The sequence below is a fragment of the Actinopolymorpha cephalotaxi genome (assembly GCF_013408535.1).
GTDB classification, from domain to species: Bacteria; Actinomycetota; Actinomycetes; order Propionibacteriales; family Actinopolymorphaceae; genus Actinopolymorpha; species Actinopolymorpha cephalotaxi.
Genome location: NZ_JACBZA010000001.1, coordinates 4,777,201 through 4,793,700, shown reverse-complemented (window position 1 = coordinate 4,793,700; position 16,500 = coordinate 4,777,201). Strand labels below are relative to the sequence as shown.

Genomic DNA, 16,500 nt, shown 5'->3' with positions numbered 1-16,500 from the left:
TCCTCCTAGAAGATGATGTCCCACAGCAGGGTGAGCTGGAATGTGTCGGTCTTGGTGACGTCCTTGAACACCACGCGGCTGTAGAGGACACCCGCGTCGTTGAGGAGCCCGGCCTCGCGCAACGGCGTGCTCGGGTCGTTGGCCTCGCCGAAGTCGAACTGCGCGGTGACCTGCACCCGCACCCGCGCCAGGCTCTGCGCGTCGGTGAAGTTGGAGTACTCCACCTTGGTGATGGCCTTCGGGTTGCCTCGTTTGCTCCCCAGGGCGGTGTCGGCGTCGGCGGGATCGCGGTTGTCGGTGCCGACCGCGATCGCGCTGACCGGCGTGCGCGGAAGTCCGGTGGTGCGCCCGCCGAACATCTCCGCCACCAGCATGCGTCCGCTCGTCACGATGCGGTTGTTCTGTCGCTGGTCCAGCACGAGCCGGCCCGCCCGGTCGTGCATCAGGATCGTCAGCCGCCCGGCCATGTCCATGCGATCTCTCACGTCGAACCTCTTCTCGTCCTCAGTCCAGGAAGACCTGGTGGCTGTCGTCAAAGGGGGAGATGTCGAAGATGCCTCCGATGCGCAGGCTCTCTTCCTGGTCGTGGGTCAGCGCGACCGCGCTGATGCTGCCGACGGAGACGGCCTCGGTGGCGTTCGCGTCCTCGGTGCGGCGCAGCAGGGCGACTCCGGTCTGCTGTTCGCTCATCTCGTGCCGGTCGGCCCCGTCCTGGGGCAGGTTGAGGGCGAAGTTGACCCGTCCCCGTACGCCGGCCGCCTTGGTGGTGTCGACGACCTCCTGGATGCGGTTGAGCGGGAGACCTTCGTAGGCGAAGACCGGCCCGGTGTAGCTGTAGTCGTCGCGGAGCCGCTGGACGGCGTCCTTGAGGAAGTACGGGACGGTGAGGTCGAAGGTCAGCGGCTCGTACCTCGTCCAGGTCAGCTCCGCCTCGAACAGCGGAAGGTCGAAGGTGTCCTCGTCGAAGGCGGCCCACTGGTCGGCGGCGAAGCCGCTGCCGGCCCGGAAGACCCAGGTGCTGCTGCCGCCGGGCACCGGCGGCAGCTCCGGCGGGGAGGTGGAGTCCCAGGCGAGGAACAGGTGGCCGACGCTGCGCTGCCCGGCCTCGCTGAGCACCCGGGCGAGGAACCGGCCCTGGGGGTCGGTTTCGAGGACGAGGGTCTCTCCCGGCTGCAGCGCCAGTTGGGGGTTCGCCCGCACTCCCTGGTCGCTGTCGCCGAGTTGGACGGAGATGTTGCGGGCGACGCCGAGGGTGGCGCGGATCTGGATCACCGGCAGTTCGGGGCGTACGGAGGGCAGGTCGACGGGAACGTCGAGGCGGCGCAGGTTCCCCTCGATCTGGCTCGCGGAGTCCGGCGCCCGCATGCTGGTGGGGTCGGGCGCGAACTCGGTGAGGTCGACCAGCCCGTCGATGGCCTCCCGCAGCTCCTCGGCGTTGGGCGGCAGCGGCAGGTCCTTCAGGTCGAAGGGAAGGCCGAGCGCCGAACGGACGGCGCCCTTCACGGCCGCGACGGTTCCACCGCCGGTGAACCGTGCCACCAGTGACTTCAGTCGTTGCCGCAGCGCCTCGTCGGTTTCGGCGGTGCCGTCGCGCAGGATGCGTCGCCGTTCGTTGAACGTCGCGGCCAGCCCGTCGAGCCCCTGCCCTTGCGCGTAGTCGATCCAGTGGGAGGACAGCAGCCGTTTGACGGCCGTGTCGGCTCCGGTCAGCTCCGCGCCGACCGCGTCGAGGAGTCGGTGCAGGGTTCCGTCGCCGTACCGGGCCGCGTAGACCTCCGGCAGGAGGGCGGCCAGCCGTTGCGTCTTGGTGGGCATGGCTACATCACCAGGTCCAGGGTGGTCGTCGCGGCGGCGACCGCGGGGTATCCGGCCAGGGTGACGGTGACCTGCCCGGTGGGCTGGTGTTCGTCAGCATCGAAGTTCGTCAGGTCGTCGTCGGTGAGGGTCACCACCGCGGTGTCGCCCTGGTTAATGACGACAGCCTTCACGACGTCGGCCACCAGCACCGGTGGAAGTGTCGTGCTCGACCGCAAGGTCGCCTTGACCTGCAGGCGAACCTGGACGGTGACGTGCCGGAACCCGACCGGTGAGATGCCCTGCAGGAGCTGGATCTCCAGCGTCCGTGTCGTGTCCGCCTGCGCGCCGAGGTGGGTGACGGCAACGGCGCTCAGGGCTCCGGGCGTGGCCTGTTCGGACCGGTCGACCGGCAGCAGGTCGCCCACGGCGCCGTTCGCGGGCAGCCCGGGTCGGGCCACCTCGCGGGTGAAGTCGAGCTTGGCCTCGGCCACGTCGGCGAGGCCGGGCACCTGGTAGACCAGCGAGGTCAGCCGGCGCAGGGACAGGGCCTCGCCGATGGCCAGGCCGCGGATAGCCTGCGCCGCCGCGTCGGCATAGGTGGAGGCGGCGGCCGGATCCTCGATCTCGGAGCGAATCAGCACGAACGTGCCTGTGATGGTGACCGGGCGGACGCGTTCGGGTACGGCCATCACGCCGGCGGCTCTGGTGCGTTCGACCGCGGCGGCCACCGCGTCCTCGATCTCGGCCTGGCGTTCCGGGCTGCCGGCCGCGGACGAGTAGCGGACCCGGACCTGGCCGAGCGGGACGTCGAGGTCGACGCTGTGATCGATCACCGCGACGTCCTCGACCCCGTCGACGTCGCGGACGGCGAACTCGATCGCGCCCATGGTGGCGTTGCCGGCGCGTTCGAGGGCGTGCCGGGCGCGTTCGCGCAGGGCGTCGTCGGGTTCGGGGTCCTGCCCGCCGGTGATCGGTTCGGCGTTGGTGACCGAGTTCACTCCGACGGGCGGGGTCGGCATCACCGCCACGGCGTTCGCGCCGATGTTGCCCGCCGCGCCCGGCTCGACGGCCTCGACCTCCGCTTCCCCCTCGGTCGCGCCTTCCTCCAGCACAGCAGCGGTCGTGGTGAGGTAGCGGCGTCCGGCGGGGTCCTCCACGGCGGTGCCGACCGGGACGACGGCCCGCGGGCCGGCCAGCAGGCGGGCGAAGGTGACGGTGCCGCTGGCCTTCTGCGCGGGGTTGCGGACGATGCCGAGCAGCGCCACGACGCTGTCGAGAGCGACGCCGTTGGCGGTGTCCAGGAACGCGCGGCGGTAGGCCTCGTTCAGCTGGTGGTAGAGCAGCGCGACCTCCCGGCCGACCGCGCGGATGATCGTGCCGGCGACGCTTCCGGGGGCGAAGTCGGTGATGCCGGAGGGCAGGTCGCGGAAGGAGTAGGTGACCTCGGCAGGCGTGCGCGGGTCCGGGGTGCGTGGGGTGCCCGCGGCGTCGGCACCGGCCGGTGCCCGCCGCCACACCAGCCGGGACGGGCTGGCGTCGTAGTCCCGGCCGGGTTCGAAGACGGTGAAGTGGCCGCCGGACAGGCCGGTGACCCGGACGACGGAGGCGTCGACGCGGGGCAGATCGTAGACGTAGACGGCCGGGTCGAAGACGAACCGGTAGGACTCCTGGTGCTCGACGCCCAGGTGCAGGCTGTCTTCCAGGGCGGCGACGACGCTGGGGAAGTCGTGCCCTTCCAGGAACGGGTTGCCGGGGTCGATCACGGCGCCTCCAAGGGGACGGCGACTGCGAGCTGGACGGGCTGGGTGCGGTCCTGGAGCAGGAGCCGCAGCGTGATGCGGGCCTGGAAGCGGTCGGTGGTGACGGTGACGTCCTCGACCTCGCGGACGCGTGGGTCGGCGGCCACCGCTTCGCGTGCGTACTGGGCGAGCCACAACCGGGTGCGGGGTACGTCGGGTTCGCCGACGAGCTCGTGCAGGCGGGATCCGTAGTCGGGCCAGCCGAGTGGTTCCAGTTCGCCCCTGCGTACTAGCAGCCGCATGGTGAGTGCCTGGACGGCGGCGTCGGCGCCGTGGGCCGTCTGGAGCCCGCCGGTGCCGGCGACGCTGAGGTCGCGCGCCTCGTTGCCGGACGGGACCAGGAGCAGGTCGACTCCGAAGTCCCGCTCGTCCACCTCGCTCATCCGCTTCCCCCCTTGCCGATTCTCAGTTCGTGACCGTGACGGACACGGTCTTCTCGTCGTGGTTGGTGTACGTCCTGCTGGTCTCGTTCCACCCGAAGCCGACCTGCAGAGTCAGGTTGTAGGCGCCGGCGGGAACAGTCGCCGGGATCGGTGCGATGCCCACACACGGCGGGTGGGTGTCGCTCCGCGCGGCGAACTGCAGGCCACTGGTGAGCGGGCGGAGTGCGGCGACCTCGGTACCTGAAGGCGTCGTGAAGACCCAGCGGTACTCGATCCGGTTCACCGCCTGGTAGGCCGGGTCGGGCCAGGCGACCGGTGCCTCCGCCCAGACACCGGCCGCGCGGGCGAGGGGGCGCCGGTTGTCCGCACCGGCTGAGGACAGCCGGACGGGTTCGGCGATGAGCACGTGGATCACGCAGGGTGCGGGCACACCCGGTGCGGGGGTTCCTCCGGCCGCCCCGGCGTGTTGGACGGCTGTCAACGCCGCCTTGTCGTCGCCCCGAACGTCCTTGGCGGTGAAGGTGATGGTGTGCGAGCCGATCCACAGCGTGCGGTCGAACGCCAGTGCGCCGCCGGGTGGGCTGATGGCCACCTTGTCCAGGTCGACGGTCGTGCCGGACCGCGGATCGGGTGGTATGCCCGGGGCGGCGGGCAGGCTGGAGTACCACCGGGTCCACAGCTGTCCCGCGGCCGGGTCCACCGCGTCGATGCGGCCCCGGAAGTGGACCTGCTGGGTGCGGCCCGCGACGCGGCTGTCGTGCGCCGGTTCGGCGATGCTCATCGTGACCAGTCCCATCGCGAGGCCCCTACTGTCCGCTGGCCTGGTCGATGGATACGGCTGCCCCGTTGGGGAAGATGGTGGCGCGGTCGCCGAGGACGTTGATCGGCAGGCCGTTGGCCTTCACGGCGGCCGGGCCGGTGTTCTGGGTGCTGGGTAGCACCATGCCGGGCCAGGTGGAGGAGTTCGTTCCCTGCAGGACCATGCCGGTGGTCACCAGTGCCGTGCCGTCGGCCTTGACGGTCTTTCCGAGGCTGGTGACCACCTCGACGTTCTGGCCGGGATCGGCTGGGCTCGCCGGCGGTGGTGGCAGCGCGACCGGGGCGGGTGCGAGGCCTTCCGCCCCTTCGACGAGGGCCTGGACGCCGTTGACGAGCACCTTGCCGCCGCTGTCGGCGACGAGGTTGAGGCTGCCGTTGAGGTCCAGGGGGCCGTTCAGCTTCAGGTCAGGCATTGGGAGTTCCCGGCTTGCCGGTGATCGTGGTGCCGTCGATCTCGGTCGTGGTGCCGGAGTGCCCGGTCCGGAGGATGCCGTCGTTCACGGTGAGGTTTCCGTTGTCGACAACGACGTCGCCTTTGACTCGGAGCGTCTGGCAGGTGACCTCGACGGTGGTGTCGGTGCTGACCTCGACGTTGCCGTCCTTGGTGAGGACGACGGTGGCTTTGGCGGTGCCGTCGTCGGCGAGGTCACGGTCGATGCGGATCGTCCCGTCGGCGCCGAACCGGAGTTGGTTGCGGGTGCCGTCCCCGGGCACCCGGTGTTCGATCACCAGGTCGCCGTCGGCGTGGACGGGTGGGCGGTCGTCGGCGTGGTGGAAGCAGGCGGTGACCAGCGGTTGGGCGAGGCTGCCGGCGAGGAACTGGACGAGCACGAGGTCGCCGTTCTTCAGCGGCGCGACGCTGCCTGGTTGGGTGACGGCGACCGGGACGCGGGCCAGGGTGAGGCCTTCGTGTTGCAGCTGGACGTCCACCTCGTCGTTGAAGTCGTCGCTGTCGCCGGTGTGGGGGTGGACGCCGGTGACGACACCGAGCGCCGGTGGTCGCAGCGCGGTGAGTTCGCGGCGTACGACGGAGCGGATGAGTTCGACCATCGAGGTCATGGCCGCACCTCCGGGGCGACGGTCGGCAGGGCGAGCCGGACGGTGGTGGTGAACCCGCCGTCGGCGCTGAGGTGGTGGCGCAGCGCACGGACCTGGCCGCTGCCGCCCGGTGCGTCGGACGGCATGGCCGCGACGGCGAGGGTGTCACCGAGGTCGAGGTCGGGCCGGCCGGGCACGGTGACCTCGACCAGGTTGGTCGACCGGCTGGCTCGGCGCAGCTGGCCTTCGGCGATGTCGTGGGCGAGGTCCCTGGTGCGGGCGAGTGGTGCGAGCAGGAGCCCTCGCCGGCTTCCGGAGCCGGCACCGGAACCGGCGTCGGCGCGGGCGACCTGGTCATCGGTGGTGAGCCAGGACGCCGCGGTGGCGCCGCGGGTGGATGCCGGGCTCTCCCCGCCGACGGTCACGACGTCGTAGCTGGGTGGGCGGCGGGTTCCCCGGGCGGTGAGGATGTCGGCGCCGTAGCGGGCCGCGGCGGGTCCGGCGAGCCCCGCGGCCGCGGCGCCGGCCGTGCCGGTGAGGCTGGGTGTGCCGCCAGGCAGGGCCCGGAGCACGAGCCGGCCCTGCCGGTCGGCGTACAGGTCCAGGCCGAAGCTGTGGGCGAGGTCGGCGAGGTGTTCGTGGCCGCTGCGGAACACGTCGACGGCGAAGCGGGGCAGCAGCGGCCCCTCGTGCACGTCCGCCGGCGCCAGGCCGGCGCGGGTCGCCAGGTCGCGGGCGACGGTGCCGACGGTGACGTCGGAGTATGCCGCAGCGACCCGCAACTCCATCAGGTTGCGCATGGTGCCGGTGGCGAGGACCGACGTACCCGTGAGGGTGGTGCGGACCTCGGCGACGGTGCCGGTGAACGTGTCGACGGGTGCGGCGCCCAGGCCCAGGCGCAGCGTGAGGTTGGCGCCGAGGCTGATGTCGTGGCGGGTGCAGAACCGGATGCGGGCGATGTCGAGGGGCACGTCGACGGCCCGGTCGACGGTGAGCGTCGTCGGGCCGCCCACCGGTTCTGCGTCGGTGGCGCGGAGCAGCCCGATGCTGAGCTGGTACGTCGGTTTCACGGTCGCACCTGCCTCACCGCACCCAGGCCAGATCCCGCACCCGCAGCCGGGCCAGCCGCCGCCCGGCGTAGTAGCTGCGGATGTCGTCCCAGGTCTTGAGGTAGTCGTGTTTCCACCAGTCGCGGGGTGGCCGGCAGTACGGCACGAACAGCATCTGGTTGGTGCCGCAGCCGGGACACACCCAGTCCGGTGGGAGCGCGTTGCCGCGCACCAGGTCCCACATGGTGGCGGCGCGGAACGACGTGCCGGGCGGTACACCGTGGGCGGGGTCGCCGACGGCGGGGTCGTAGACGTACCCGTCGGTGGGACACAGGTATTCCCGGCCCATGAACTCCTCGATGCCGCCGAGCATCCGCATGCCGGGCCCGTTCAGGCCGTAGGTGAGGTTGCTCTCCAGGGTCAGGACCCGGCCGGTCTCGGCGTGGATGTCGACGATGAGGAAGGTGTGGCCGCCCTTGCCGAGGTTGTTCGGGTCGCGCCAGCCCTGCACCACCGTCCAGGGCGGTGGCGGGTCGTCGCCGCCGATGTGGTCGGCGACGCCGGCGTCCTCGAGAACCTCCACCGAGGAGTAGATGTGGGCGGGGTCGGTGATCATGGACCGGTTGTGCTTGGTGAGGTTCCAGCTGAAGCCGGGGACGGTGGCGTCCTTCCAGCCGCGCACGAGCAGGGCCTCGACGAAGCTGCAGCAGTCGTCGTAGGTGGGCGGTTTGGGGTGGTCGGTCTCCAGCGAGACGGTGATGCCGATGTCGTAGGGGTACTGCGGGGTGAACCGCGCGGAGGAGCCCGGGCGTTTCGGCGTGTAGTACCAGCCGCGGAAGTGGTGCAGGAGGCTGACCAGGCGGGTCTCGGCGACCGGGTTGGTCGCGGCGGGCAGCGGCACGGTGAACGGCAGCGCGGCGTACCCGCGCACGCTCTGCCCGTCCAGGTGGCCGTCGGCGCCGGCGCGCAGCCGGTAGACCTGCTCGGCCGGTGCGCCGTCGGGGACGGGCAGGGTGAACCTACCGTCCGACCCGGACCGCACACCCCCGCCGGGCAGCGGGTCGTCGTAGGGCAGCGCGTAGTGGGAGGTGCGCCAGCGGGAGCAGATCCAGCCCTGCCCGCCGGGCAGGCCGGTGGAGGAGACCCGCACGTAGTCCGAGCCCTTGGCGGCCCCGGGCCGGATCTCCAGGACCGGGTAGTCGCCGGCCGGGGCGGTGGCGAGGACCTTCGAGGTGGTGTCGGCGGCTGCGTACACCTTCAGCGCACGGGTGGTCCGCAGCAGCGTGCGGTAGCCGCGGACGAGGGCGTTGCCGATCAGGACCTCGGTGCCGTCACGGGTGACGAATCCGGTGAGGTTGGTCATGCCGTCTCCGGGGTGTACTGCGCCGCGCCGAAGGCGATCGGGGGTGGATAGGCGAACTGCGTGGCGGCGCCGTCGGGCCGGTTGGGCTGCCCGGCGGCGTCGCGGTAGTAGACGAGGCCGGTGCCGAGCACCTGGTTGGGGTAGAGCAGGTTGGCGTGCGGTCCCTGGCTGTGGTCGGAGTCCTGGGCCCAGCGCAGGGACGGGCTGACCGCCCACGTCGTGCCGGTCCAGGTGAACTCCGTGCCGCCGTTGTAGCGGCGGACGAGCTCACGCTGGAACACCGCGCGGGTGAACCGGTCCAGGGGGGCGGGTGCGTGCTGGCCGATGAGTGCCCAGGCGCTGGCGGCCTTCTCGGCGAGGACGACCTGGACGGCGGCGCGCAGGTTCTCCACCCAGTTCCACACCTCGTCGTCGTTGGCGCCGCGTTGCGGAGTGGAGAAGAAGTCGAGCTGGCCGATGCCGTAGCCGTGCGGGGGCCCGAACAGCGGCATGTCCTGTTCGGTGCCGAAGAACCAGGTGCCGCCCTGGCGGGTGAACCGGCGGCGGCCGGCGCCGCGGTCGTCGAACTGGCGGTACTGGCCGCCGCTCTCGTGGCGCAGGATCCGCAGCACCGTGGTCTCCCAGCACTGCTGGGTCAGCGGCCGGATGTGCGCGGCGGTGGCGTGGCTGGTGACGTAGTCCGCGACGAGCGCCCGGATGGTGGCCTCGACGTCGGCGGCGGGTGCGTTGCGGCCGATCACCCGGAAACGCGGCAGGGCGAGGGTGGGGTCGTTCGCCCCGGTGGGGCGGGGTGTGCCGGCGGGGTCGCTGAGCATGCCCGGGTCGACCGGGGTCCCGTCCAGGCGCAGCGCGACGATCGCGAGTTCCCCGTCGCCGCCGCGCAGGATCTCCGCGCCGGCCGGATCGGCGACCAGCGGCTGGAACTCCACGACCAGCGCCGGCAGCGCGGCGGCGGCGGGGGTCCTTCCCCAGGGGCGCTGGCCGAGCCGGACGCCGGGCAGCCGCCGGTTGGGGACCGGGAAGGTCGCCGGGGCGGGTGCGGGCTCGAGGGTGCCGGCCTGGTGGGTGGGGGCGGCGGCGCCGGTGGGGTCGGTGAGCCGGCCGCGGCTGTCGTAGGAGAGGACGGCCGTGATCGGGGTGGAGGTGCGCGGCAGGGTGAGGTCGGAGTTGTGCCGCTGCCCGGGTCGGGGGAACGGCGCGGCGAACATGGCGGAGTTCGCGTCCGGACCGTCCCAGCTCAGCCGCAGCCGCCAGTCGAAGGAGAGGCGGGTGGTCTGGGGTCCGGTCGGCGTGCCGGCCTGGACGTTCTTGCGTTCGGCGCGGCGGCCCAGCAGGTCCTCCAGGTCGGTGCGAGCGAGGCCGACCAGCTGCATCTCGCCCATCCACAGCGGCATCCGCGGCCGCAGGGTGGGGGTGCCGCCGGTGTCCGGGACGCGTGGCTCGTTGGCGATGCGGTAGCGGACCATCCGGCGGGCGCGGGTCTGCCCGGACAGGGTGCGCAGCACGGCCTGTGGGCTGGCGTCGAAGTCGACGGCCACGGCCTCGTCGGCCTCCCCGGGTACGGCGCCGGGCTGGGTGGGAGTGGTGTCGTCGACGAGCCCGAGTTGCAGGCCGCACAGGTGCACGGTGAACGCGTCCGCGGCCGGTCCGGCGGGTGTGTCGGCGAGGACGGCGACCTGCACCGGCCCGAACGCGGTCGCCGCGTCGGCGGGTTTGAGGACGGCCTCGAAGCCGCGCGTGCCGGCGGTGGTCGGTGCGCCGAGAGCGATGGGCACCTCGTCGACGGGGGTGGTGGCGGGTGGTGTCGGCGCCAGGGGGATCCGCCGGCCGGCGGCGTCGATGAGGCGGATCCGGCCGGCGGTGGTGGTCGCGTCGACCTGGCCGCGCAGCCGGAGCCAGCGGGTGGCGGGTCGGGCGTTGGCGGGGGCGGCGGGTGCCGGGGAGCCCTCGGTGACGGTGAGGGAGCCGGGCCCGTCGGGTGGGTTCCACAGCGCCTCGCCCTGGGGGAGTCCGGTGGTGGCGTAGGCGGGAGTGGGTGGTTCCCACAGCAGCGGCCACAGGCTGAGCTCGCTCGGGGCCTCCAGCGTGAGGGTCGGCCGGGGGATCTCGATGGTGCCGGCACCGTTGGCGGTGGCGACGACCTCGTGGTTGGTGAACAGGCCGGGGGTGGCGAGGACGTCGGCGGGCAGGGGTTTGGCGCCGCGGCTGGCGGCGACGTCGACGAAGGTGCCTGGGAGCGCGGTGAACGGTTGGGTGTAGTCGGCCGGGCGGTCCGAGCCCGGGACGAGGGTTGCCCGGAGCAGCCCGTCGGGTTGGGTGCGCAGCACCTGGGTGGTGCCGCCGTGCCGCCAGTACACCCAGGTCCGGCCGAGCTGCGGGACGGCGACGCCGCCGGCGTCGGTGGCGGTCACCTCGACGGGGGCGGGTGGGCCCTGGGCGTGGGCGCGGGCGTCACGTTCGGTCCAGGCGTCGCGGTAGCCGTGCAGGATGACGTCCCACTCGTAGAACCCGAACAGCGGCAGGCCGAGGTGGAAGAACGGGCCGAGCCAGCCGTACTGGTTGGTATGGCGGAGTTCGTGTTCGTACAGCGACTGGGACAGCGGCAGGCGGACCTTGCCCTGGTAGGCGGTCGGCAGGATGTCGCCGGGCCCGTTGTAGCGCGGGTCGTCCTCCCAGCGGCCGTAGACGAAGAACACGTTGCCGAAGGTGATGCCGAGCAGGGACGGGAACGAACCGAGCCAGCCGCCGCGGAACACCATGGCGAACGCGTTGAGCCGGCCGGACGCGGCGAGATCGAAGCCGGGCGGTTCCCAGCTCACCCTGCCGAGGGTGACCGCCCAGGCCAGCCAGCGCAGCACCTCCGCGACCAGGCAGGACAGTTCGACGACCAGGCCGAACAGCGTGTTCGGCAGGGTCCACAGCGCGCCGAGGAGGCTGAGGACGACGCCGCCGAAGGACCAGTGGCCGTTCGGGTCGGTCCGGTTGACCGGGTCGTGGCCGCAGTAGGCGTAGCGCTGCCGCAGCCCGGGCCGGGCGAGCCAGTCCGGTAGCTGTTCGGCGCGGGCGAGGGCCTGGCGGCGGCCGGGGAAGGCGGGGTGGACCAGGCGTTCGTCGTCGGGTGCGGCGGTCCAGGAGTCCGGGGCCAGGAAGCGGCGCAGCCAGGGGTGGTGCCAGCGGGCGCCGAAGTAGTACATGCCGGTTCCGGGGACGAGCGGGCGGCCCGCGAACACCGGCGCGGGTGCGCTGGTGCTTGCGGTCGGTTCCTCTGCTTCGCCGAGGGGGAGGCCGTACGGGTCGTAGTCGTAGCGGGCGAGCACCTGCCCCTGCGCGTCGGTGGCGAGCCAGACGGTGCCGCGGTCGTCGTGGTGCAGGTAGTGCACCGCCGGTCCCTGGGGCGTGGTGACGACGTGGGCGTGCACGCCGAGCGGGCTGCGTACGGGCAGCCGCAGGAGTACGCCGGCCGCGTCGGTGACGGCCAGGAGTTCGTCGCCCAGACCGTAGACGTACCGCTCGGTGTGGTCTGGCCCGCGCAGCAGGACCAGCCGGCCCTTGTGGTCGTAGCTGAGCCGGGCGGTGACGTGCCCGTCGCGGCGGACCTGCACGAGGTGGCCGGCCGCGTCGTAGCGGTAGACCCATTCGTGGCCGGCGCGGGTGAGGGCGACGACGGCTCCGTACGCGTCGTTGGCCACCGCCGCGGGGGTGCCGGTGCCGGGGGTGGTGGAGGTCAGCCGGTCACCGTCGTGGCCGAGGCGCAGCGCGGGTTCGCCGGTGTGCCGGCCGTCGACGGCGGTGAGGTTGCCGCGACGGTCGAAGCCGAACCACCACTGGCGTCCGGAGGTTTCGGTGACCTCCCTCAGCCGGCCCTGTTCGTCGTAGGCGAGGTGGCGGTGGCCGTCGTCGACGACGCGGCCGGCCGGGTCGTAGGAGTAGTGGCGGGTCAGCATCTCGACGTCGCCGCGGCGGACGGTGCGGGTCAGGGGCCGGCCGTCGAGCCGGTCGGCGCGGGTCTCCTCGACGACCCCGTTGGCCAGGGTCGTGGTCACCCGGCGGGCGGTGTCGTCGTAGCCGAATGCGGCGAGGGGTTGCCCGTCGAGGGTGACGGTGGCCGGGCGGCCGGCGTCGTCCCAGCCGTAGCCGACGGCCGGTCCGCCCTCGAGCCGGACCCTCGTGAGCCGGCCCTGGTCGTCGTGGGTGAACTCGACCGCGACGGGCACACCGTCGACGACCTGCTCGACCCGGCTGACCTGGCCGGCGTCGTCGAACCGGTGCCGGGTGCGGACGCCTGGCGCGGCGGCCTCGACAACCCGGTCGGCGTCGTCGTGGCGGTAGGTCCACAGCAGTTCCCGGCCGTGGCGGACGGCGACGATACGGTCGCGGTCGTCGAAGTCGATGACGCGGCGGCGGACGCCGTCCTCGACCTGGACCAGCCGGTCGCGGTCGTCGTAGTGGTAGCGGGTAGGGCGGCCGTCCTCGTGCAGGACAAGCTCAAGGCGGCGGTCGGTGTCGTAGCGGTAGTGGGTCGCCGCGCCGTCGGGGGCCTCGATCCTGGCCAGGTCGCCGTGGTCGTCGTAGTGGTAGTGCCAACCCGCTGCCCCGGTCTCGGCCGGCTTGTCGGGGGCCTGGACGCCCAGGGCCTGCTCACCGGTGGCGGCGCGGGCAGCGAGGACACGGCCGGTCTCGTCGATGTCCACGTCGGCGGACAACGCGGCGAGGCAGCCGTCCAACCGGCGGACCAGCTCCCGCTGCGGCGGGGTGAGCGGGGGCGCGTTCTGCGTACGGGTCGCGGCCCGTCCGGGGGTGACGGGTGCGGTGCGGGTGCGGAGTGTCATGAAGCCACCGCCTGGGTGCGCGGGTGGATACGGTCGCCGGCCGGGATGGCGTCCAGCATGGAGTCGAAGGACTGCCGTACGCGGCCGAGTTCGGTCTCGAAGCTGGTGGCGAGGTTGCCCAGGACCGTGCGCAGTCGTTGGATCAGGCCGACGAAGACGAGGTCACCGATGCGGGCGATGATGTCCTCCAGGTCCGCCGCCCCCGTGTGGAGCGCGGCCGTCAACTCGCCGATGACGGCTTTCACGGCTGCTCGTGCGGCGTTGAGGTGGTCCTCCAGGGCCTTGTGCACGTCGGCGACGAGGCGGCCGAGTTCGCCGGTGACGGCGGTGCGGGCGGCCTGGTAGGCGCCGTCGAGCTGGCCGGCCAGGGCAGCCGGGTTCAGTCCTTCGACGGCGGCGATCACCGGGACGTAGACGTCGGCGCGCAGCTGGTCCAGCAGGTCGGCGGGGTCCAGTTCCTCCACCTGGGCGCGGACGGCCTCGAAGATCTCCGCGACGGCCTGGTCCAGGGCGAGCGGGTCGATCAGTGCGGCGGTCGCGCGCAGGTCGGCGGCGAAGGTGTCGAAGGCGGCCTCGAGCTGGTCCGCGACGGGCACGAGCAGGTCGAGGAACGCGTGCAGCCTGGTGTCCAGCGTCGCCGCGCGCCCGGAGGGTCGCCAGGTCTCGCACGCGGCGATCACCTGCGGGACGGTGAGAGTGCCGGTGCGGGGCAGGTTCGCCGGGACGAGGCCGTCGACGGTGGCCTTGAGCCGGTCGAACGCGGCGGCGGCCTGCGTGATGTCGAGGTTGTCGACGGCGTGGGTGAGGGCGGTCATCGCCTTCTCGTGCAGGCCGTTGAGGGTGGCGACCGCAGAGGCTGCGGCGCCGCCGTCGAGGAGTTGGAGGACGGCGTCGAAGCTTGCGTCGACCTCGGCGACCTTGCCGGCCGGTGTGGTCAGGGCCGCGTCGGCCTTGGCGTGGAAGGCGATCCGCAGTGCCCGCACGCCGGTCAGGGGCGGGACCAGGGTGGTGGGTGCGACGTCGACGAGGCGGCGGTGCGCGGCGCGCAGCCGTTCCACCAGGCGGCGTGGGTCGAGTTCGTCGAGGGCGGCGAGGACGTCGTCGCGGGCGGCGGTCGCGGCCGCGACGAGATCTGCTGCGGGTACGGCGGACAGGGTCGCGACCGCCTGGTCGAACACCTGCTCCAGCGGTTCGTACAGCGCGGCCGGGGTGAACCCGTCGTGGACGCGGCGGCTGAGTTGCCGCATGCCGGCGGCGGGGTCGAGGGTGAGGACGTCGGTGATGCCCTCCAGCAGCGGCCAGACCCGTTCCAGCCAGCCGGCGAGCGGTTCGGGCAGGCCGAGGTCGTGGACGGCGAGGGAGAGCTGGTCGCGGACGGAGACGAGCAGGTCGCGGCGGCGCTGGTCGAGTTCCTGGAACAGCGGGGTCAGGTCCAGCCGTGCCACGGTCGCCGCGAGTTCGGCGTACAGGTTGGTCAGGGTCGACCCCCACACGGCCGGGTCGAGCTGGCGTACGGCGGCCAGCGCGGCGTCGTAGGGGCCCTGCAGCGGGGTGAGGAGGGCGGCGGGGTTCAGGCCTGCCAGCCACTGGTCGAGCTGGTCGAGTTCGGTGCGCAGCGGGGTGGTGAGGGCGGCCGCGTTGAGCCGGTCCAGGCTCGTACCGAGGTCGGTCAGGGCGCCGGTGAGGGGCGTGAGCACGGTGGTCGGGGAGAGTTCGCCGACGGAGCCGCGGATGCGCTCGAGGGCGGCGGTGATGTCGTCCAGGACGGCGAGCACCTGGCCCTGCAGGTCGTGGAAGGCGTGGGTGAGGACGGTGACGACCTTGCCTTCGACGTCGACGGCCTCCAAGACGGCGAGGGCGGCACGGACGGCGAGTTTGCCCTCCTCCGACAACGCGTCGGGGTTCATCTCTCGCAGCCGGGTGCGCACGTCCTCGATCTCGCCGATCACCTCGTCGGAGACCGGCCGGAAGCTCAGCTTCTCCAGGCTGGCGAGCTGTGCCTGCAGGTCCTCGATCGCGCCGACGGCGCCGTCGTGGAGGTGGTCGACGACCTGGCTGAGTTGGCGTACGGCGTCCTGCAGCGCGGCGAGCAGGTCGGCGGCGGGCAGGTCGTCGATGGCGGCCAGCAGCTCCTGCAGCCCCTGGCGGACGGCCTGGCCGGCCTGGGCGGTCGCGGTGGTGGCGGTGGTGGTGAGGTCGGCGAGTCCGGCCGCGATCTGGGTGGCGAGCTGGTCCAGGCCGAGGTCGGAGATCTCCTGGCCGACCCGGCCGAGCATGTCGGCGACTGCCTGGTGGGCCTGCGCGAACGGCACGCTCGCGACGGTGGCGCGGATTTCGTCGAGGAAGTCCAGGATCCGCTGCCGGACGACGCCGATGCCGCTGCCGCTGATCGCCTGGTGCAGGCCGGCGCCGAACTGTTCGACGCGGGAAGCCAGATCACCGGCGGTGATGGCCTGCTGCAGCGCCGCGATGAGGTCGTCGAAGAGGTCGACGGTGGCGGTGAGGACGTCGTCGACCAGGTCGCGGGGGCGCAGCTCCTGTGCTGGCAGCAGCCGCAGGTAGCCGTCGATGAGGGTGTCCCACGGGTGCGCGCCGAGCACCTGGTCCAGGCCCTGGTAGAGCGGGCGGAGCGTGTCCGTGGCGGTGGTGACGGCGGCCCGGCCGGTGTCGAGGGCCGCCACGATCGCGGTGTAGCCCGCGGCGGCGGTGGGGTCGAGGTCGTCGACGGCCTGGGTGAGTGCGGTGACCACGTCGGTGGCCGCGGCGCGCAGCGGGTCGACGGCGGCGGCCAGGGCCGCCGGGTCCAGGGAGACGACCACCTGGTCGGTGGTGGCGACGTGGGCGCGGACCGGGCCGAGCAGCTGCGGTGAGAAGCCGAGCAGGGTGGAGGTGACGAAGCCGGGCAGGTCGTCGGCGTGGGCCTGGAAGTCGGTGGCCAGGCGCCGCATCACCTCGAACGCCTCGACGAGTTCGGCGACCTCCTCGGCGTCCAGCAGCCGGTTGGCGAGCTCGTTGACGCGGCGTTCGAACAACGCGACGGTCTGGTCGATGATCTGGGCCACGACGTCCTGCAGGGCGCTGCCCTCGGGCAGCAGCGACAGGATCGGGTTGCGGGCCACGAGCGCGTGTGCCTGCTGATAGGCGGCGTCGAGGGCGCCGACGTGTTCGGTGACGGCCGGTGGGACGGCTCCGGTGACGGTGCGCAGCGTCGAGCCCAGTGCGTCACCGAGGCCGCCCAGGTCGATGGTCGCGCTGGCCCGCACGGACGCGAACGCGCCGGCCGCCGGGGCGAGCGCCGAACCGGGCTGGTCGGCGCCGAGGCCGGCGTGGGCCTGAGCGCTGGTGTCGCAGGAGGCCTGCGCCGTCTGGGAGATCCGGCCCATCGCCGTGGAGTCGGGCAGCTGGTCCAGTGCACCACTCATG

Annotated in this window: 11 protein-coding genes; all 11 read right to left on the bottom strand. The window is 72.8% G+C overall.

Annotated elements, in window-relative coordinates:
• Positions 1-5 precede the first annotated feature (5 nt).
• From FHR37_RS21120 to FHR37_RS21070, 11 genes are read right to left on the bottom strand one after another with little or no spacing between them, the layout of a single operon-like run.
• Complete coding sequence (locus FHR37_RS21120) at positions 6-485, bottom strand: hypothetical protein (protein WP_139239264.1); 480 nt, start codon at positions 483-485, stop codon at positions 6-8.
• Between the two features lie 19 nt (positions 486-504).
• Positions 505-1,815 carry a hypothetical protein gene (locus tag FHR37_RS21115; RefSeq protein ID WP_092890533.1) on the bottom strand — a complete coding sequence of 437 codons (1,311 nt, stop codon included), beginning with the start codon at positions 1,813-1,815 and terminating at the stop codon, positions 505-507.
• A 2-nt stretch (positions 1,816-1,817) separates the two neighbouring features.
• Positions 1,818-3,560 carry a baseplate J/gp47 family protein gene (locus FHR37_RS21110; RefSeq protein ID WP_175542853.1) on the bottom strand — a complete coding sequence of 581 codons (1,743 nt, stop codon included), beginning with the start codon at positions 3,558-3,560 and terminating at the stop codon, positions 1,818-1,820.
• Positions 3,557-3,979: a hypothetical protein gene (locus FHR37_RS21105; RefSeq protein ID WP_175542852.1), complete on the bottom strand. Its 423-nt coding sequence runs from the start codon at positions 3,977-3,979 to the stop codon at positions 3,557-3,559. The genes FHR37_RS21110 and FHR37_RS21105 overlap by 4 nt, the downstream gene beginning before the upstream one ends.
• A 22-nt stretch (positions 3,980-4,001) precedes the next feature.
• The gene (locus FHR37_RS21100; RefSeq protein ID WP_092890527.1) at positions 4,002-4,775 is read right to left on the bottom strand and encodes a hypothetical protein; all 774 of its coding nucleotides are present in this window, start codon (positions 4,773-4,775) and stop codon (positions 4,002-4,004) included.
• Between the two features lie 10 nt (positions 4,776-4,785).
• A complete protein-coding gene (locus FHR37_RS21095; protein ID WP_092890524.1) occupies positions 4,786-5,211 on the bottom strand; it encodes a hypothetical protein in 426 nt (141 codons plus the stop codon).
• On the bottom strand, positions 5,204-5,857 hold the full coding sequence (locus FHR37_RS21090) for a hypothetical protein (RefSeq protein WP_092890521.1): 654 nt from the start codon (positions 5,855-5,857) through the stop codon (positions 5,204-5,206). The genes FHR37_RS21095 and FHR37_RS21090 overlap by 8 nt, the downstream gene beginning before the upstream one ends.
• Positions 5,854-6,906, bottom strand: a complete 1,053-nt coding sequence (locus FHR37_RS21085; protein WP_092890518.1) for a hypothetical protein — start codon at positions 6,904-6,906, stop codon at positions 5,854-5,856. The genes FHR37_RS21090 and FHR37_RS21085 overlap by 4 nt, the downstream gene beginning before the upstream one ends.
• 13 nt (positions 6,907-6,919) lie before the next feature.
• A complete protein-coding gene (locus FHR37_RS31005; RefSeq protein ID WP_202818422.1) occupies positions 6,920-8,248 on the bottom strand; it encodes a rubredoxin in 1,329 nt (442 codons plus the stop codon).
• Positions 8,245-13,077, bottom strand: a complete 4,833-nt coding sequence (locus tag FHR37_RS21075; protein ID WP_092890515.1) for an RHS repeat protein — start codon at positions 13,075-13,077, stop codon at positions 8,245-8,247. The genes FHR37_RS31005 and FHR37_RS21075 overlap by 4 nt, the downstream gene beginning before the upstream one ends.
• Positions 13,074-16,499, bottom strand: coding sequence for a hypothetical protein (locus tag FHR37_RS21070; protein WP_092890512.1), 3,426 nt, complete (start codon positions 16,497-16,499; stop codon positions 13,074-13,076). The genes FHR37_RS21075 and FHR37_RS21070 overlap by 4 nt, the downstream gene beginning before the upstream one ends.
• Between the last annotated feature and the right edge of the window lies 1 nt (position 16,500).